The organism is Actinomadura vinacea (genome assembly GCF_039532545.1).
GTDB lineage: Bacteria > Actinomycetota > Actinomycetes > Streptosporangiales > Streptosporangiaceae > Spirillospora > Spirillospora vinacea.
Window position 1 is genome coordinate 57,286 of sequence record NZ_BAAARW010000050.1, and the last position, 17,804, is coordinate 75,089.

At 73.4% G+C, this 17,804-nt stretch carries 17 protein-coding genes; all 17 read left to right on the top strand.

All coding sequences use genetic code 11. The features are described 5' to 3' along the window. Positions 1–204 precede the first annotated feature (204 nt). The 17 genes from ABD340_RS46895 (at position 205) to ABD340_RS46975 (ending at position 17,788) form a co-directional block, all read left to right on the top strand. Positions 205–1,635, top strand: coding sequence for an ABC transporter substrate-binding protein (locus ABD340_RS46895; protein ID WP_344598587.1), 1,431 nt, complete (start codon positions 205–207; stop codon positions 1,633–1,635). Positions 1,636–1,655: 20 nt separating this feature from the next. Then, entirely contained in the window at positions 1,656–2,636 is a 981-nt protein-coding gene (locus tag ABD340_RS46900; protein ID WP_344598589.1) for a carbohydrate ABC transporter permease, read from the top strand. Continuing rightward, positions 2,633–3,469 carry a carbohydrate ABC transporter permease gene (locus ABD340_RS46905; protein WP_344598590.1) on the top strand — a complete coding sequence of 279 codons (837 nt, stop codon included), beginning with the start codon at positions 2,633–2,635 and terminating at the stop codon, positions 3,467–3,469. Before ABD340_RS46900 ends, ABD340_RS46905 begins: the two co-directional genes overlap by 4 nt. Beyond that, a complete protein-coding gene (locus tag ABD340_RS46910) occupies positions 3,469–4,569 on the top strand; it encodes an ABC transporter ATP-binding protein (protein ID WP_344598591.1) in 1,101 nt (366 codons plus the stop codon). The genes ABD340_RS46905 and ABD340_RS46910 overlap by 1 nt, the downstream gene beginning before the upstream one ends. Beyond that, complete coding sequence (locus ABD340_RS46915; protein WP_344598592.1) at positions 4,566–5,384, top strand: DeoR/GlpR family DNA-binding transcription regulator; 819 nt, start codon at positions 4,566–4,568, stop codon at positions 5,382–5,384. Before ABD340_RS46910 ends, ABD340_RS46915 begins: the two co-directional genes overlap by 4 nt. Beyond that, positions 5,381–6,136 (top strand): HAD family hydrolase, encoded by a 756-nt coding sequence (locus tag ABD340_RS46920; protein WP_344598593.1) that lies wholly within the window; start codon positions 5,381–5,383, stop codon positions 6,134–6,136. The genes ABD340_RS46915 and ABD340_RS46920 overlap by 4 nt, the downstream gene beginning before the upstream one ends. Then, entirely contained in the window at positions 6,133–7,851 is a 1,719-nt protein-coding gene (locus ABD340_RS46925) for a dihydroxyacetone kinase family protein (RefSeq protein ID WP_344598595.1), read from the top strand. Before ABD340_RS46920 ends, ABD340_RS46925 begins: the two co-directional genes overlap by 4 nt. Further along, entirely contained in the window at positions 7,848–8,318 is a 471-nt protein-coding gene (locus tag ABD340_RS46930; RefSeq protein ID WP_344598597.1) for an RpiB/LacA/LacB family sugar-phosphate isomerase, read from the top strand. The genes ABD340_RS46925 and ABD340_RS46930 overlap by 4 nt, the downstream gene beginning before the upstream one ends. Continuing rightward, a complete protein-coding gene (locus tag ABD340_RS46935) occupies positions 8,315–9,415 on the top strand; it encodes an ABC transporter ATP-binding protein (protein ID WP_344598599.1) in 1,101 nt (366 codons plus the stop codon). The genes ABD340_RS46930 and ABD340_RS46935 overlap by 4 nt, the downstream gene beginning before the upstream one ends. Then, positions 9,412–10,425, top strand: coding sequence for a 2-hydroxyacid dehydrogenase (locus ABD340_RS46940; protein WP_344598601.1), 1,014 nt, complete (start codon positions 9,412–9,414; stop codon positions 10,423–10,425). The genes ABD340_RS46935 and ABD340_RS46940 overlap by 4 nt, the downstream gene beginning before the upstream one ends. Before the next feature lie 244 nt (positions 10,426–10,669). Then, positions 10,670–12,121: an FGGY family carbohydrate kinase gene (locus tag ABD340_RS46945; protein ID WP_344598603.1), complete on the top strand. Its 1,452-nt coding sequence runs from the start codon at positions 10,670–10,672 to the stop codon at positions 12,119–12,121. A 58-nt stretch (positions 12,122–12,179) separates the two neighbouring features. Further along, positions 12,180–13,199, top strand: coding sequence for an autoinducer 2 ABC transporter substrate-binding protein (locus ABD340_RS46950; RefSeq protein ID WP_344598605.1), 1,020 nt, complete (start codon positions 12,180–12,182; stop codon positions 13,197–13,199). 3 nt (positions 13,200–13,202) lie between these two features. Then, a complete protein-coding gene (locus ABD340_RS46955) occupies positions 13,203–14,789 on the top strand; it encodes a sugar ABC transporter ATP-binding protein (protein ID WP_344598607.1) in 1,587 nt (528 codons plus the stop codon). After that, positions 14,786–15,778: an ABC transporter permease gene (locus ABD340_RS46960; protein ID WP_344598609.1), complete on the top strand. Its 993-nt coding sequence runs from the start codon at positions 14,786–14,788 to the stop codon at positions 15,776–15,778. The genes ABD340_RS46955 and ABD340_RS46960 overlap by 4 nt, the downstream gene beginning before the upstream one ends. Then, positions 15,775–16,833, top strand: a complete 1,059-nt coding sequence (locus ABD340_RS46965; RefSeq protein ID WP_344598611.1) for an ABC transporter permease — start codon at positions 15,775–15,777, stop codon at positions 16,831–16,833. Before ABD340_RS46960 ends, ABD340_RS46965 begins: the two co-directional genes overlap by 4 nt. Further along, entirely contained in the window at positions 16,830–17,039 is a 210-nt protein-coding gene (locus ABD340_RS46970; protein ID WP_344598613.1) for an FGGY family carbohydrate kinase, read from the top strand. The genes ABD340_RS46965 and ABD340_RS46970 overlap by 4 nt, the downstream gene beginning before the upstream one ends. Further along, complete coding sequence (locus ABD340_RS46975; protein ID WP_344598615.1) at positions 17,036–17,788, top strand: class II aldolase/adducin family protein; 753 nt, start codon at positions 17,036–17,038, stop codon at positions 17,786–17,788. Before ABD340_RS46970 ends, ABD340_RS46975 begins: the two co-directional genes overlap by 4 nt. Positions 17,789–17,804: the final 16 nt, after the last annotated feature.

Sequence of the window (17,804 nt, forward strand, 5' to 3'; positions counted from 1 at the left end):
GGCGGCCGGTCTGCGTAGTCTCGGCGTGGTCAACGTGCGATGTTCCCGTTCACCTGCCGCCGAACTCGTGCCGGGCACCCTCTTGACGGGCGGGATTTCGTGTTACAAGCTCTGTGAACTAACTCACCCTGAATGTTAATAGCCCGTTCGACGGTGTTACATCCAGGGTTCCACCGGCCTGAGACTCCCACCCCTGGAGGACGGATGGACACGATGGACCGGCGTCGGTTCCTGGGCATCATGGGCGCGTCCGCGGCGGCCCTCGGCGCGGCGCCCGCGCTGAGCGCCTGCGGCACCGGATTCGGCGGCGGCTCGTCCTCCGGCGGCGGCTCGGCCGCCGACGAGGTCACCGGCGCCTTCGACTGGAAGCGCGCCCAGGGCAAGACGATCAAGGCACTGCTCAACAAGCACCCCTACAGCGACGCCCTCATCGCCGACCTCAAATCCTTCAGCGACAAGACCGGCATCAAGGTCGAGTACGACGTCTTCCCCGAGGACAACTACTTCGACAAGCTGACCGTCGACCTGTCCAGCGGCCGCGCGTCCTACGACGTGTTCATGCTCGGCGCCTACATGGTGTGGCAGTACGGCCCGCCCGGCTGGCTGGAGGACCTCGGTCCCTGGATGCGCAATACCGCCGCCACCGCCGGCGACTGGGACCAGGCCGACTTCTTCCCCAACCTCCTCCAGGCCGACCAGTGGAGCCTCAAGTACGGCACCCCGCTCGGCCAGGGCGGCCAGTACGCGCTGCCCTGGGGCTGGGAGACCAACGTCGTCGCCTACAACACAGAGGTGTTCGCCAAGCTCGGCCTCAAGCCCGCCGAGACCTTCGACGAGCTCATCGAGATGGCCGCGACCATCAAGCAGAAGGCCCCCGGCGCCGGATTCGACGGCATGTACGGCGTCGCCGTCCGCGGCTCCCGCAGCTGGGCCACCATCCACCCCGGCTTCATGACCATGTACTCGCGCCACGGCCTCAAGGACTTCGTCATGAGCGGCGGGAACTTCAAGCCCGCCATGAACGACCCCAAGGCCGTCGACTTCACCAGGAAGTGGGCCGACATGATCAAGAACGGCGGGGCGCCGTCCTGGACGTCATACACCTGGTACCAGTGCTCCAGCGACCTGGGCGCCAGGAAGGCCGCGATGCTGTTCGACGCCGACAGCGCCGCCTACTTCCAGGCCATCAAGGGCGCCAGCCCCGCATCCGGGAAGATCGCCTTCCATCCGGGGCCGAAGGGCCCGGACGGGTCGCTGGCCACCAACATGTGGGTCTGGTCGCTCGGCATGAACGCCAAGAGCAAGAACAAGACCGCCGCCTGGCTGTTCCTGCAATGGGCCACCGGCAAGGAGCACCTGCGCAAGGCCGCCATCGAGGGCAACCACATCGACCCGGTGCGCAAGTCCATCAGCCAGGACGCCGCCTACAAGGACAAGATGAAGGCCATCCCGGGGTTCCTGGAGACCTTCGAGACCGTGGTCGACCAGACCAAGATCCAGTTCACCCCGCAGACGCAGTTCTTCGACGCCACCACCAGCTGGGCGGCCGCGCTCCAGGAGGTCTACGGCGGCAAGGACGCCAAGGGCGTGCTGGACGGCCTGGCCAAGGACCTGACCCCCAAGGTCGCGGGCTGACGGGGGCGAGGGACGGGCTCATGACGGCACCCACCGAAACCGACGCCGGCGCCCCGACCGGCACCGGCGGCACCGGCAAGACCGGCGGCACCGGCACGCCGGGCGCGCCGCTGCGCGTCCCGCGATGGCGGCGCTCGCTGCGGCCGTACCTGCTGATCGTGCCGGCGCTGCTGCTGACCGGCGGCATCCTCTACCCGTTCGGCCTCGGGCTGTACTACACGCTGTTCGACTTCTCGGCCACCAAGCCGCAGCCCGACCTGGTCGGGCTGGAGAACTACCTCACCATCGTCCGGCAGGACGCGTTCTGGCGGTCCGCGCTGGTCACCTCGCTGTACGCGATCGGCGCCACGGCGGTGGAGACGGTGCTGGGCGTCGGGGTGGCACTGCTGCTCAACCGCAGCAGCCGGCTCGGCCGGGTGCTGGAGAAGGTGCTGATCCTGCCGCTGATGATCGCGCCGGTGATCGCCGCGATCATGTGGAAGCTGATGCTGCAGCCCAGCGTCGGCGTCGTCAACTACCTGCTGCGGCCGGTCGGGCTCGGCGGGGTGCAGTGGACCGACACGCCAACCGGGGCGCTGCTGTCCTCGATCATGGTGGACGTCTGGGTCTACACCCCGTTCGTGGCCATCCTGGCGCTGGCCGGGCTGCGCTCGCTGCCCCGCTCGCCGTTCGAGGCCGCCGCGGTGGACGGCGCCGGCTGGTGGTTCACCTTCCGCAGGCTGACGCTGCCGATGCTGTGGCCGTACGTCCTGGTCGCGGTGATCTTCCGGTTCATGGACTCGCTCAAGGTGTTCGACATCATCTACGCGCTCACCGAGGGCGGCCCCGGCGACTCGACCGTGGTGCTGCAGATCCGCGCCTACCTGGAGGCGATCCGGTTCCAGCGGTACTCGCTCGGCATCAGCTACATGATCATCCTCTGGGCGGTGGTCTACCTGGCCTCGATGGTGCTGGTGCGCTACCTGACCCGAGCCCAGCGACGTGCGGCGGAGGCGTCATGAACAGACGGAACCGGCTCACGTCCGTCGCGGCGAACGCGGCGCTGGTCGCCTACTTCATGTTCGCGCTGTTCCCGGTCGCGTGGATGGCGATCCTGTCCCTGAAGCCGGCCGACCAGCTGTTCAACACCTACTTCTCGTTCTCGCCCACGCTGGAGACCTACCGGACCGTGCTGGGCGCCGCCGGGGACGAGGGCGTGCCGTTCGTCCGGTTCTTCGTCAACAGCCTGGTGGTGTCGGTGGGCGCGGTGGCGCTGTCGCTGCTGATCGGGCTGCCGGCGGCGTACGCGGCGGCGCGCTGGCGGTTCCGCGGCTCGGAGAACCTGATGTTCACGCTGCTGTCCTTCCGGTTCGCGCCGGAGCTGACCGTGATCATCCCGCTGTTCGTGCTGTACCAGCAGCTCGGGCTGTTCGACACCTATGTCGGCATGATCTGGGTGCTGCAGCTGGTGACGCTGCCGCTGATCGTGTGGATCATGCGGTCCTACTTCTCCGACCTGTCGCCGGAACTGGAGCAGGCCGCGCTGCTGGACGGCTACAACCGCCGCCAGGCGTTCCTCAGGATCGCGCTGCCGCTGGTCAAGCCGGGAATCGCGGCGGTGGGGCTGCTGGCGTTCATCTTCGCCTGGAACAACTTCGTGTTCCCGCTGATCCTGACCTCCTCGGAGGCGCAGACGGTGACGGTGGGCGCGCTGTCGTTCCTGGGCGGGGACCGGCCGAAGTACAACCTGACCGCGGCCGCCGCGCTGGTCTCGGTGGTCCCGCCGCTGCTGCTGGCGCTGACCATCCAGCGGTACCTGGTCCGCGGCCTGTCGTTCGGGGCGGTGAAGAGCTGATGGCACCGTTGTCCCTCAAGGGGCTGCGCAAGTCGTTCGGCAAGGTCAGGGCGCTGGACGGGATCGACCTGGACATCGCCGACGGCGAGTTCTTCTGCCTGCTCGGGCCGTCCGGCGCCGGCAAGACGACCACGCTGAAGGCGATCGCGGGACTGGAGCCGCCGGACGAGGGCAGGGTCGAGATCGGCGGCGTCGACATGGACGGCGTCGAACCGTACGACCGGGGCGTGGCGATGTGCTTCGAGAGCTACGCCCTGTACCCGCACTACACCGCCTACGACAACATGGCCTCGCCGCTGCGCTCGCCCCGGCACAGGCTGCCGGCCGCCGAGGCGCGCGAGCGGATCGGGCGGTTCGCCGAGCTGCTGGGCATCTCCCACCTCCTGGACCGCAACGTGGGCGAGCTGTCCAACGGGCAGCGGCAGCGGGTCGCGCTGGGCCGGGTGCTGGTGCGTCCGGCCGCCGCGTTCCTGCTGGACGAGCCGCTGTCGCACCTGGACGCCAAGCTGCGCCAGGCGATGCGCGCCGAGCTGAAGACCATCGGCGCGGTGGAACGCACCACCACCCTGTACGTCACGCACGACTACGTGGAGGCGCTCGGGCTCGGCGACCGGATCGGCGTGATCCGGGACGGCCGGATCGTGCAGGTCGGCACCCGCGAACAGATCTGGAACGAGCCGGCCGACACCTTCGTCGCGAACGCGTTCGGCAAGCCCCGCATCAACCTGGTCCCCGGCGAGATCGCCGCGGGCGGGCGGCTGCGCGCCGCGGACGGCGCGATCGACCTGCCGGTGGACGCGGGCCTGGCGCCCGGCCGCGCGGTGACGCTCGGCGTCCGCCCCCGCGACCTGCTGCTGCTCCGCGGCGACGAGGCCCCGCCGGACGGCACGGCCGAGGTCGGGGCCCGGGTGTACGTGACCGAGGTGCTCGGGCGGCAGAGCGAGGTCACGGTCACGGCCGGCGACCAGCGGCTGTCGCTGGTCGTCCCGCGCGAGGACGCGTCCGGGCTGGCCCCCGAGAGCCCGGTGCGGCTGGGCGTCCCGGCCGGTCGGGTGCTGCTGTTCGACCCGTCCGAAGGCGGCCGGAGGCTCGCCCCATGACCCGGGCCACCGGCGGCACTACGGGGGCCGCGTCCAGCGGGGGCGCCGCCGGTGGTCCGGCGGGCCGGCAGGACGCGATCTCCGAGTTCGTGCTGTCGGCGGGCTCGGTGACGGCCGCCGAGCTGGCCGAACGCTACAAGGTCAGCCTGATGACCATCCACCGGGACCTGGACGAGCTGGAGCGGCGCGGCGTCGTCCGCAAGTTCCGCGGCGGCGTCACCGCGCAGCCGTCCGGCGTCTTCGAGAGCAACGTCGCCTACCGGCGCAAGTCGATGCTCGCCGAGAAGAACGCCGTCGCCGACCGGGCCCTGGCCCTGATCGAGCCGGGCATGGCGGTGATGCTGGACGACTCCACCACCGTGCTGGCCCTGGCCCGCCGGTTGCCGGGGATCACGCCGCTGACCGTCGTCACCAACTTCCTGGAGGGCCTCAACCTGCTGGCCGGGGCGCCCGGGATCCGGCTGATGGCGGTGGGCGGCGACCACGACCCGCTGCACGACTCGTTCCTGGGCGTGGCGTGCGTCGAGGCGGTCGAGTCGCTGAGCGTGGACCTGTGCTTCGTGTCCACCTCGGCGGTCTCCGGCGGCTACGCCTACCACCAGGAGCAGCACATCGTCTCGGTCAAGCGGGCGATGATCGCCGCCGCCGCGCGCAACGTGCTGCTGCTCGACAACACCAAGCTGGGCCGGGCCGCGCTGCACCGGCTCGCCCCGCTCAGCGCGTTCGAGCGCGTCATCGTCGACTCGGGCGCCTCCGCCGACTCCCTCCGCGACCTGGACGAGCACAAGGTGAACTACGAGGTGGCATCAGCGTGACCGCATCCGACCGTCCCCCCGCCCCGCCGCCCGTCCCCGCGACCGCGCCGGTGCGCGGTGTCGTGTTCGACCTCGACGGCGTGCTCGTGGAGAGCGAGCACCTGTGGGAGGAGAGCTGGGACGACTACACCCGCCGCCACGGGCACGCGTGGACCGCGGCCGACACCGCCGCGGTCCAGGGCATGAGCGCGCCCGAATGGGCCCGGCACATCGCCGGCCTGCTCGGCGATCCCGGCAGCGCGGACAAGGTCCGGGACGAGTGCGTCGGCTACATGATCGGTGCCCTGGAGCGCGGCGACATCCGGCTGCTGGACGGGGCGTACGAGCTGGTCGCCACGGTCGCGGCGCGGGTCCCGATCGGGCTGGCGTCCTCGGCCGCGCGCCGCCTCATCGACGCGGTCCTGCCCGCGTTCGAGCTGGAATCCCACTTCACCGCCACCGTGTCCAGCGAGGAGGTGCCGCGCGGCAAGCCCGCCCCCGACGTGTACGCCGAGGCCGCCCGCCGGCTGGGCGTCGGGCCGGGCGAGGGCGTCGCGGTCGAGGACTCCGGGAACGGCATCCGCGCCGCGCACGCCGCCGGCCTCACGGTGATCGCCGTCCCGAACCCCGTCTACCCGCCCGCGCCCGACGCGCTGGCGCTGGCCGCCCAGGTCGTGGTCGGCGGCGGTGACGCGCTCGCGCGGATCCTGGCCCTCATCGAGCACGGCATCCGGCAGGACGGCGGGGCCGCACGGGAGGAGACCCCCTCATGACGCACGTGTTCAACGCCCCCGCCGACTTCAAGGAGGAGTTCGTCTCCGGGCTGGCGGCCGCCTACGGCCGGTACGTGGAGCGGGTCCCGGGCGCGTCCGCGGTGATGCGCCGCGGCGGCCCGCGTCCCGGCCGGGTGTCGCTGATCATCGGTGGCGGGTCGGGGCACTACCCGGCGTTCGCCGGTGTCGTCGGCGACGGGCTGGCCACCGCCGCCGTCATCGGCGACATCTTCACCTCGCCGTCCGCCGAGCAGGCGTACCGGACGGTGCGGGCGGTCGACTCGGGCGCGGGCGTGCTGTTCTCCTACGGCAACTACGGCGGGGACGTGATGCACTTCGGGCTGGCCGAGCTGCGCGCGCGTTCCGAGGGCGCCGACGTGCGGACCGTGCTGGTCACAGACGACATCGCGTCCGCGCCGCCGGAGCGGGCCGCCGACCGGCGCGGCATCGCCGGGGACTTCCTGGTGTTCAAGGCGGCGGGCGCGGCGGCCGAGCGGGGCGATTCCCTGGACGAGGCGGAGCGCGTCGCGGGCAAGGCCAACGACCGCACCCGCACGCTGGGCGTCGCTTTCGCCGGCTGCACGTTCCCGGGCCGGGACGAGCCGCTGTTCACCGTCGACCCCGCCCGGATGGAGATCGGCCTGGGCATCCACGGCGAGCCCGGGGTCCGCACAGTCGATCGGCTCACCGCGAGCGAGCTGGCGTACGCGCTGGTCGGGCCGCTGCTGGCGGAGCGTCCCGCGGGGGCGGGGGACGAGGTGGCGCTGATCCTCAACGGGCTCGGCGGCACCAAGTACGAGGAGCTGTTCGTCCTGTACGCGGACGTGGCGCGGCTGCTGGCCGCCGAGGGACTTCGGGTCCGGGGCCCGGAGGTCGGCGAGCTGGTGACCTCCCTGGACATGGCGGGCTGCTCCCTCACCCTCGGCTGGCTGGACGAGGAACTGGCCGAACTGTGGGACGCCCCGGCCGACACCCCCGCGTTCCGCCGCACGGCCGCCGCGTCCACCGTCGCCGCACCTCCCGCGCCGGCGCCCGTCCCGGACGGCGACGCGCGGCCGGGCGCCGGCGCCGCGCCCGCGTCCACCCGGCTGGTCCGCGACGTGCTGGACCGCATGCGCGACCGCGTGACCGCCGGCGAGACCGAGCTGGCCGGGCTCGACGCCGTCGCCGGGGACGGTGATCACGGCGCCGGGATGTGCCGGGGGCTGAAGGCCGCGGCCGACGCCGCGGCGCGCGGCGGCGAGGAGGCCGGTCCGGTCCTCGTGGCCGCCGGGGCCGCGTTCGCCGACCGGGCGGGCGGCGCGTCCGGCGCGCTCTGGGGCGTCCTGCTCGACCGGCTCGGGACGGCCCTCACCGGCGGCACCGGGTCCGGGGCCGTGGCGGCGGGGCTGCGCTCGGGGGCCGTCGAGATGATGCGGCTCGGCAGGTCCGCCCCCGGCGACAAGACGCTGCTGGACGCGCTCGTCCCCTTTCTCGACGTCCTGGAGGAACGGCTCGCGGCGGGCGACGGCCTGCCCGCCGCCTGGACCGCCGCGCTGCCCGCCGCCGCCGACGGCGCCGCCGCCACGGCCGCGCTGGTCACCCGCCGGGGGCGGGCCGCGGCGCTCGGCGAGCGCGGGCGCGGCACCCCCGACCCGGGCGCGGTCTCCCTCACCTGGTGCCTGGAGGAGGCCGCGGACGTGCTGGCGGAGACCCTGAACGGAGGAAGGACGTGACCGGCCGCATGATCATCGGGGTGGGCGCCGACGAGTACGGCTTCGCGCTCAAGGAGCGGCTGCGCGAGCTGCTCGAAGCCGACGGGCGGGTGGCCGAGGTCCGCGACTTCGGTGTCCGGGAGGGCACCGACCACGACCCGTACCCGAACGTCGGCCTGCGGGTGGCCGAGGCGGTCGCCGCCGGCGACCTGGACCGCGCCGTCCTGGTCTGCGGCACCGGTATCGGCATGGCCATCACCGCCAACAAGGTGCCGGGCGTGCGGGCGACCGTCGCCTACGACCCGTACTCGGTGGAGCGGTCCGTGCTGTCCAACGACTGCCAGGTCCTGGCCCTGGGGGCGTGGGTGATCGGCGCGGAGGTGGCGCGCCGGATCGTGGCCGACTGGCTCGGCTACCGCTTCGACCCGGCGTCCGCCAGCGCCCGCAAGATCGCCGTCATCACCGACTACGAGGCGGGGCCCTCATGAGCGACCTGGCGCTGCGCGCGCTGCGCAAGACCTACAGCCGCAAGGGCCGCCCGGACGTCGAGGCGGTCCGCGGGATCGACGTGGAGATCCCCTCCGGCGAGCTGCTGGGGCTGCTCGGGCCGTCCGGCTGCGGCAAGAGCACCACGCTGCGGATGATCGCCGGGCTGGAGGAGGTGACCGGCGGCGACATCGTGGTCGGCGGCTCCTCGGTGGCCGCGCTGCCGCCGCAGCGCCGCAACATCGGCGTCGCGTTCGAGAACTACGCGCTCTACCCGCCGCTGACCGTCGCGGAGAACCTGGCGTTCGGGCTGGCGGCGCGGGGGCGCGGCGGGCGCGCGGAGATCGCCGCGCGGGTCCGCGAGATGGCCGCGCGGATCGAGCTCACCGACCTGCTGGACGCCAAGCCGGGCGGCCTGTCCAGCGGCCAGAAGCAGCGGGTCGCGCTCGCCCGCGCCCTGGTCCGCGAGCCGGACGTGCTGCTGCTCGACGAGCCCCTCTCGCACCTGGACGCCGCCCAGCGCGACACCACCCGCCGCGAGCTCAAGCGGCTCCAGCGCGACCTCGGCCACACCACGATCCTGGTCACCCACGACCAGGAGGAGGCGCTGTCGCTGGCCGACCGGATCGCGGTCATGAAGGACGGCGAGATCCTGCAGATCGGCACCCCGGACGAGATCTACGACGCCCCCGCCACCCTGTTCGTCGCCGATTTCGTCGGCGAGCCCGCGATCAACCTGCTGCCCGGGACGGTCACTCCCGGCGGCGTGCGCCTGTCCGATGCGGTGACCGTCGCCCTGTCGCGGCCGCCCCTGGAGCCGGGGCGATCGGTGGTGCTCGGCGTGCGGCCCGAGGACGTCCGGCCGGTCGGGGAGGACGACGCCGACATGCGCGGCACGGTCGTGGTGTACGAGCCGCTCCTGGAGATGGGCCTGGCCACCGTGCGCTTGGACGGCGTGGCCGAGCCCTTGACCGTGCAGACCGACCCTGACCTCCGGTTGGACCGCGACCAGACCGTCCACCTGCGGTTCGACCGGGACCGCTGCCACCTGTTCGACGCCGACACCCAACGGGCACTACCAGGGATGGAGAACAGATGACGCTGCTCGCCGCCGGAGATCATTTCGTCCGCACCGACCTGCTGGTCGGCGCGCTGCGCGCGGAGGTCGGGACCGGGTCCGCCATCCGCGAGCTGACCCTGCCCTGGCCGGTGGAGCCGTTCGGACGGGTCGCCGAGGTGGACGAGGCGTCCGGCACCGAGGACACCATGATCGACGCGGTCGGCGGGATCGAGGTGGCGGTGACCCAGATGGCCCCGTTCACCCGCAAGGTGCTGGAGAACGCCCCCGACCTGCGGCTGGTCGTGGTGAGCCGGGGCGGCCCGGTCAACGTGAACGTGGAGGCCGCCACCGAGCGCGGGGTGCGGGTCTGCTACGCGCCGGGCCGCAACGCCACCGCGACCGCCGAGTTCACCGTCGGGATCCTGCTGGCCACGCTGCGCCGGATCCCCGAGACGCACGCGGCGCTGGCACTGCGCGGCGAGTGGGGCGGGGACTACTACTCCTACGAGAACTGCGGGCTGGAGATCGAGGGCACCACGGTCGGCCTGGTCGGCGCGGGCGCGGTCGGCGGACGGGTCGCCCGCATCCTGGCCGCCTTCGGCGCCGAGGTGCTGATCTTCGATCCGTACGCGAAGGGGGACGTTCCCGGCGAACCGGTCGGCTCGCTGGAGGAGCTGCTGCGCCGCTCCCGGATCGTGTCGCTGCACGCCCGGGTCACGCCCGAGACGCGCGGGCTGATCGGCGCCCGCGAGATCGCCCTGATGCCGGCCGGGTCCGTCCTGATCAACGTCGCCCGCGGCCCGCTCCTGGACTACGACGCGCTGTGCGCCGCCCTGGCGTCCGGGCATCTGATGGGCGCGGGCCTGGACACCTTCGCCGAGGAGCCGCCGCCGCCCGGCTCGCCGGTCTTCACCGCGCCCAACCTGGTCATGACCCCGCACCTGGGCGGGGCCAGCCGGGCCGTCGCCGAGAAGGCCGCCCGGATCGTGGCCGCCGAGGTAGGGAGATTCCACCGCGGCGAACCCTTGGCACACTGCCTCAATCCATGATCGGCTGCTGTGTTTATTGCAATCCCGGCCCAGGGTGCTCGCCTGGCGGGCTGTGTTTATCGCAATCCCGGCCCAGGGTGCTCGCCTGGCGGCTCACACCCTGACCGTGCTTGGTGCGAGCGCGACATCGCTTCGCGATCTGGCCGGTGTTGCTCGCCTCCGGCGTCGCCCCACCGGCCAGGTAGCGCGCTCGCGCGGTACCTGGGACCACTTCGAGACAGGTCAGAGGCCAGAGGAGGCCGCGATGTTCGTCGGGATCGATGCGGGCACGTCCGTGGTCAAGGCCGCCGCGTTCGGCGCGGACGGCGGGATCGTCGCGGTCGAGTCCGTCCCGGTCGGGCTCGACATGCGCGGCGGCCGCGTCGAGCAGGACACCGAGCAGGTGTACGGCGCCGTCGAGCAGGTCGTGCGCAAGCTGGTCGCGGGGCTGCCCGCGCCGCCCGAGCTGGCCGGGCTGACCGGGCAGGGCGACGGGCTGTGGCTGGTGGACGCCGCCGCCCGCCCCGTCCGGCCCGCGATCTCCTGGATGGACGGGCGCGCCACCGGCCTGCTCGCCGGCTGGATGGCCGGCGGCGTGGCCGGCGAGGTGTGGCGGGCCACCGGCTCGGCGATGTTCCCCGGCTGCCCCGGACCGGTGCTGGCCTGGCTGGACCGGCACGAGCCGGCGGCGCTGGACGCCGCCGCGACCGCCGCGTACTGCAAGGACGTGATCTTCCAGCGGTTCACCGGGATCCGGGCCACCGACGTCTCGGACGCCTCGATGCCGTTCCTGGACCCGCGGTCGCGCTCGTACCACGAGGGCGCGATCGAGGCGTGCGGGTTGGCGCACCGGGCGGGGCTGCTCGCCCCGGTCGAGGACCCGCTGCCGGCGGGCGAGGCCCGGCCCGGCGGGACCGGCCTGCCGGCCGGGACGCCGGTGGCGGACGGCCCGTTCGACCTGCCGGCCTGCGCGCTCGGCGCCGGGGTCACCGCGCCGGGCGACGGACTGCTGATCATCGGGACCACGCTGGCCTGCCAGGTCGTGGTGAACCGGCTCGACCTCGACGCCGAGCCCGCCGGGTTCCATCTGGCCATGACCCGGCCGGGGCGGTGGCTGCGCGCGATGCCCGCGATGGTCGGGACGGCCGCGCTCGACTGGACGCTGCGGACGGCGGGGCTGCGGCACGAGGCGGTCTCCGGGCTGCTCGGCGAGTCGCCGCCGGGCGCACACGGGGTCGGGGTGCTGCCGTACTTCGCGCCGTCGGGCGAGCGGGCGCCGTTCGTGGAGATGAAGGCCCGCGCGGAGTTCACCGGCGTGAGCCTGGAGACGACACCGGCCGATCTGGTGCGGGCCACCTGCGAGGGGATCGCGTACGCGGCGCGGCACTGCCTCGACGCCGCGGGCCTCACCGGCGAGCTGGCGGTGTGCGGCGGCGGGACGCGCAGCGAGGCGTGGCTCCAGCTGTTCACCGACGTGCTCGGCCGTCCGATCCGGATCGTGTCCGGGGAGGCCGGGGCGCGCGGCGCGGTCCTGGCCGCCGCGGAGCGGTTTGGCACGCCGCTCGACGTGCCGGCGTGGACGGCCGCGTCCGCCCGGCGCGAGCCGGATCCGGAGCGGGCCGCCTTCTACGCCGACGGCTACGCCGGCTATCTCGATCGCGTGGCGGCCGCCCGGGAACGCTGGGCCGCGGCCGCCGGAACGGGAACGGGGACATAGGGGAGACCGAACGGCGGCCCGCGCGCGGGCCGAGGAGGACCACAGAAGGAGGCGGCCGATGCGGCTGAACAGGACGATCACGGCGGGCGTCGCGCTGGGGCTGTCCGCGGGCCTGGCCCTGACCGGTTGCAGCAAGAAGGAGACCGGCGGCTCGGGCGGCGGGTCCGGCGGGACCAAGGTCGCGTTCGTGCCGAAGATCCAGGGCATCCCGTACTTCGAGGCGATGAACACCGGGGGCCGCAAGGCCGCCGCCGACCTCGGCGTGCAGTGGATCTACAAGGGGCCGACCACCGCCGACCCGGGCGCCCAGACCGAGATCGTCAAGTCGCTGATCCAGCAGCGGGTGGACGTGCTCGTGGTCGCGCCCAACGACCCCGACTCGATGGCGCCGATCCTGCGGGACGCCAGGAACCGCGGGATCAGCGTGATGACCTCCGACACCGACGCGCCCGACTCGGTCCGGGAGCTGTTCGTCAACCAGGTGACCGCGGACGGCCTCGGCAAGGCGATCACCGACGCGCTGCTGGAGCCGATGGGCGGCAAGGGCAAGTACGCGATCGTGTCGTGCGGGCAGACCGCCGCCAACCTCAACTCCTGGATCGAGGTGCAGAAGCGGTACACCAAGGAGAAGTACCCGCGCGCGCAGATCGTCGACACCGTGTACGCGGGCGAGGACGAGGCCAAGGCGGTGTCCATGGCCAAGGACCTGATGAACGCCCATCCCGACCTGACCGGCCTGGTCGGGGAGTGCACCACCTCCGCGCCCGGGGTCGCCAAGGCGGTCCGTGAGGCCGGCAAGACCGGCAAGGTGTTCACCGTTGGCGTGGGCACGCCGAAGTCGATGAAGCCGTACCTGGACGACGGGTCGTCCAGCGCCGGCCTGCTGTGGGACGTCGAGCAGCTCGGCTACCTGACCGTCTGGGGCGGGGTGCAGCTGGAGAAGGGCGCCAAGCTGCACGCCACCAACAAGGTCAACGACAAGCTGCCCGCGGTGAAGTACCTGGCCGACCAGAAGACGCTGCTCCTCGGCGAGCCGTTGCGGCTCACCAAGGACAACGCCGGCGACTACCCCTACTAGCCGATGGGGAACGAAACGGAGCCGCTGCTGCGCCTGACCGGGGTGCGGCGGCGCTACGGCGGCGTGCTGGCGCTCGGCGGGGCCGAATCCGGCGTCGACTTCGAGGTGCGGGCGGGCGAGGTGCACGCGCTGGTCGGCGAGAACGGGGCGGGCAAGTCCACCCTCATCAAGATCATCTCGGGTGCGGAGGCCGCCGATTCCGGCACGGTCGAGCTGGCCGGGCGGCGGCTGCCGCCCGGCGACACCGCGGCCGCGCTGGACGCCGGCGTCGCCACCGTCTACCAGGAGCCGCAGCTGTTCCGCGAGCTGCCGGTCGCCGAGAACATCTTCCTCGGCCGGGAGCTGCGCCGCCCGGGCCGGGCCGGGCTCGGCCTGGTCGACCGGGCGGCGCAGCGGGCCCGCGCCGCCGAGCTGCTGGACCGGCTCGGCCTGGACCCCGCGCTGGCCGACCGCCGGGTCGCCGACCTGCCGGTGGCCGAGCGGCAGCTGGTGTCGATCGCCAAGGCGTTCGCGCACCGGGCCCGGGTGCTGATCCTGGACGAGCCGTCGGCGATCCTCACCGACCGCGAGATCGAGGCGCTGTTCGGCGCCGTCCGGACGGTGCGCGGGCACGGCGTCGGGATCGTCTACATCAGCCACCGGCTGGACGAGCTGGCCGTCATCGCCGACCGGGTGACGGTGCTGCGCGACGGCGAGCGGGTCGCCACCCGGCCGATCGCGGAGCTGGCCATCCGGGAGATCGTCGAGCTGATGGTCGGGCACGCCCCGTCCGGCGCCGCCGCGGCCCGGACCGCGCCGGCGGGGCCGCCCGTCCTGGAGGTCGGCGGGCTGACCCGGCGCGGCGCGTTCAGCGACGTGTCGTTCACGGTGCGGGCGGGCGAGGTCGTCGCGCTCTACGGCCTGGTCGGCTCGGGCACCGGCGCCATCGCGCGCGCCCTGTACGGGATCGACCCGCCCGGTTCGGGCACCGTCCGGGTCGGCGGCGGGCCGGTCGAGCTGAGACGGCCACCGGACGCGGTGCGCGCGGGCATCGCGATGCTCCCCGGCAACCGCAAGGAGCAGGGCGTGTTCGCGTCCAAGAGCATCGGGTTCAACATCTCGGCCGGCCACCTGCCCGCGCTCAGCCGGGCGCGGATCTGGATGGACCGGGCCCGCGAGCGCGCCGTCGCCCGCGACTTCATCGACCGGATCGCGATCAAGGCGCCGGGCCCGGGTGCGCCGGTCGGCACGCTGTCGGGCGGCAATCAGCAGAAGGTCGTCCTGGCCCGCCAGCTCGTCCGGCGGCCCCGCGTACTGCTGCTGGAGGAGCCGACGCAGGGCGTGGACGTCGGCGCCAAGGAGGAGATCCACGAGCTGGTGCTGGGCTTCGCCGCCGAGGGCAGCGCGGTCCTGGTGGTCTCCACCGACCTGGCCGAGGTCGTCCGGATCGCCGACCGGACGCTGGTGGTGCGCGGCGGCGCGATCGTCACCGAATTCGGGCGGGGCGCCTCCCAGGCCGATCTGCTGGCGGCCGCGGCCGGCGACACCACCGGCGCCGCGGCGGAGCTGGACGCCGCCCGCGCCGCGGTCGCGCGGGAGGTGGAACCGTGACGGGCGTTCCGGCGGCAGTGCGGCTCCCGCGCGCGGCGCGCGGCGCGGCCGAGGGCCGGGAACTGGTGCTGATCGGCGCGATCGCGCTGCTCTGGGCGGTCCTGGGCGGCGCCGTCGACACCTTCTTCACCGCCTCCAACCTGCAGAACATCCTGGTGAGCACGGCGCCGGTCACGCTGATCGGGATCGGTATGACGGCCGTCATCGTCACCGCCGGGATCGACGTCTCGGTCGGCAGCGCGATGGCCGTGGTCATGGTGGTCGTGGCGCAGCAGGTGCGGGACGGCGGGCTGGCGTTCGCCCCGGCGGTCGGCCTGGCGCTGGTCGCCGGCGGGCTGCTCGGCCTGCTGAACGGGCTGCTGGTGGCCTACGGCCGCGTCCACCCGATCATCATCACCTTCGGCACCCTCAACCTCTACCGGTTCGCGGCGCTGCGGATCTTCGACGGGAAGGAGGTCGCGGGCGTCCCGGACACCCTGGCGTTCCTGGGCGGCGGGGCGGAGGGCCGCACCCTCGGGCTGCCGCACTCCTGGCTGCTGGCGATCGTGCTGGCCGTGCTGGTGTGGGCGTACATGCGGCACGCGCCCACCGGCCGGCACCTGTACGCGATCGGCGGCGACGCGGCCGCGGCCCGGCTGGCGGGCGTGGCCGTCCCGCGCCGGCTGACCACCGTCTACACCGCGACCGGGGCCCTGGTCGGGCTGGCCGCCTGCTGCGCGATCGGCGGCGGCGGGCTGGTCGCGCAGTCCGCCGGGACCGGCCTGGAGCTCCAGGTGATCGCCGCCGTCATCATCGGCGGCACCAGCATCCTGGGCGGCCGGGGCACCGTGCTCGGCACCGTCCTGGGCGCTCTGCTGGTCGGCACCGTCACCAGCGCGGTCACCCTGCTGCGCTGGCCGACCGAGCTGACCTCGCTGTTCATCGGCGTCTTCATCCTGATCGCGGTCGGCGCCGATCTGCTGCGCGAGCGGAGGAGGCGGGCCCTGTGAGCGTCCTGGACGAGGTGCGCCTGGAGAAGGTGCGCCCGCGCGCGGCCGGGCGGCTGCTGCTGCACGACCGGGTGGCGCTGCTCGCCGTGCTGCTGGTGCTGCTGGTCGGCTGGATGAAGGTGCTCGACCAGGGCGGCTACCTGGTCGGGCCGTACGACGCCGAGTACTTGGCGGCGGCGCTGGAGTCGTTCGTCCCGCTGTGCCTGCTCGCCCTGGCCGAGCTGCTGATCATCGTGTCCGGGCGGGGCGGCATCGACCTGTCGGTGGGCGCGATCGTGAGCCTGACCGGGATGGCCTTCGGGTTCATGGTGGGGGAGTGGGGCTGGCCGCTGTGGCCGTCGGTGCCGGCCGCGCTGGCGGTCGGCGCGGCGCTGGGCTCGGTCAACGGCTTCCTCGTCGCCGTCCTCGGCTTCCCCTCGCTGATCGCCACGCTCGCCACGTACTACGCCTACAGCTCCCTCGCGCTGGTGAGCAACGGCAACGCCCCGATCTCCAACAAGCCGGTGCAGGAACTGCACGACCTCACCGCCTACATGGAGCTGCCAGGGGCGCTGCCCGCCGTGCCCAAGCACGTCTTCACCTTCATGCTGCCGTGCGCGGTGCTGGTCTGGCTGCTGGTGCACCGCTCCACGTACGGGCGCAGGCTCTACGCGGTCGGCACCAACGAGACCGCCGCACGCTTCGCCGGGCTGCCGGTGTCCGGCGTGCGGTTCCGCGCGTACACGCTGGCCGGGCTGCTGTCGGGGGTGGCGGCGGTGGTGACCGTCGCGCAGTTCGCCTCGGCACGGCCGGACGCAGGGACGGTCGGCAACGGCATGGCGCTACCCGCGATCACCATCGCGGTGCTCGGCGGGGTCGCCATCACCGGCGGCGTCGGACGGGTCGGCGGAGTGATCGTGGCCGCGCTGCTGGTGGTGTGGCTGAACGCCGGCATCCTGCTCTACTTCGAGGGCTCGGAGGGCGGCCAGTACCAGCTGCTCGCGCTCGGCCTGCTGCTGGTGCTGTCCACGCTGCTGAACGCCGTCGCGCAGCGCCGCGCGGGCGGGCGGACATGAACGCCGTCACGGTCGGGGTGGACATCGGCACCACGGGGCTCAAGGCCGTCGCGCTGGACGAGCGGGCCCGCGTGGTCGCCGAGCACACCGTCCGCTACCCGACGCGGCTCGCCGGAACGGCGGCGGAACAGGACGCCGAGGTCTGGTGGTCGGCCGCCCGCCGAGCACTGCCCCGGGTCTGCGGAAACGCCGGAGGACCACCGTGACCGAAGACCCCCTGGAAGACCTCATCGCGCTCACCCGCGACCTCGGCCGTCCCGACCGGGACCTGGTGGTCCTCGCCGAGGGCAACACCTCCATCCGCACCGGACGGGGGCGCATGCTGGTCAAGGCCAGCGGCTCCCGGATGGCGCGGGCCGCCGCGGCCGACTTCGTCGAGGTCGACACCGCCGGGCTGCTCGGCCTCCTCGACCAGGACGAGGCCGCCGACGACCTCCCCGAGGCCATGCTCGCCGCGCGCACCGCCGGGGAGGGCCGCCCGTCCATCGAGGCGCTGCTGCACGCGCTGTGCATCGAGCACGCCGGGGCGAGCGTGGTCGGCCACACCCACCCCGTCGCCGCCAACGCCCTGCTCTGCTCGGACCGCGCCCATCTGCTGGTCGAGGGCGCGCTGTTCCCCGACCAGGTGGTGGTGCTCGGGCGGCACGCGCTGCTCGTCCCGTACGCCGACCCGGGCCTGGACATCGCCCGCGAGGTGGACCGCGGGCTGCGCGGCCACCTGGAACGGCACGGGACGCCGCCGCGGCTGATCTACCTGGCCAACCACGGCATCTTCGCGCTCGGAAGCTCCACCGCCGAGGTCGACGCGATCACCGAGATGGCGGTCAAGCTGGCCCGCGTCATGTCCGGGGTGCTGGCCGCCGGCGAGCCCGCCTACCTGCCGCCGGAGTCGGTCGCCGCCCTCGACGGCCGTCCCGACGAGACCCGCCGCCGCGCCCGCCTCGCCACCCGGTAGCGCGCGCAGTTCTGCG

Bases quoted from the DNA above. Each gene is read 5' to 3' on its own strand.
- ABD340_RS46940 (WP_344598601.1), top strand. From the start codon at position 9,412: ATGACGCTGCTCGCCGCCGGAGATCATTTCGTCCGCACCGACCTGCTG.
- ABD340_RS46900 (WP_344598589.1), top strand. From the start codon at position 1,656: ATGACGGCACCCACCGAAACCGACGCCGGCGCCCCGACCGGCACCGGC.
- ABD340_RS46910 (WP_344598591.1), top strand. From the start codon at position 3,469: ATGGCACCGTTGTCCCTCAAGGGGCTGCGCAAGTCGTTCGGCAAGGTC.
- ABD340_RS46950 (WP_344598605.1), top strand. From the start codon at position 12,180: ATGCGGCTGAACAGGACGATCACGGCGGGCGTCGCGCTGGGGCTGTCC.
- ABD340_RS46945 (WP_344598603.1), top strand. From the start codon at position 10,670: ATGTTCGTCGGGATCGATGCGGGCACGTCCGTGGTCAAGGCCGCCGCG.
- ABD340_RS46905 (WP_344598590.1), top strand. From the start codon at position 2,633: ATGAACAGACGGAACCGGCTCACGTCCGTCGCGGCGAACGCGGCGCTG.
- ABD340_RS46895 (WP_344598587.1), top strand. From the start codon at position 205: ATGGACACGATGGACCGGCGTCGGTTCCTGGGCATCATGGGCGCGTCC.
- ABD340_RS46915 (WP_344598592.1), top strand. From the start codon at position 4,566: ATGACCCGGGCCACCGGCGGCACTACGGGGGCCGCGTCCAGCGGGGGC.
- ABD340_RS46955 (WP_344598607.1), top strand. From the start codon at position 13,203: ATGGGGAACGAAACGGAGCCGCTGCTGCGCCTGACCGGGGTGCGGCGG.
- ABD340_RS46925 (WP_344598595.1), top strand. From the start codon at position 6,133: ATGACGCACGTGTTCAACGCCCCCGCCGACTTCAAGGAGGAGTTCGTC.
- ABD340_RS46935 (WP_344598599.1), top strand. From the start codon at position 8,315: ATGAGCGACCTGGCGCTGCGCGCGCTGCGCAAGACCTACAGCCGCAAG.
- ABD340_RS46970 (WP_344598613.1), top strand. From the start codon at position 16,830: ATGAACGCCGTCACGGTCGGGGTGGACATCGGCACCACGGGGCTCAAG.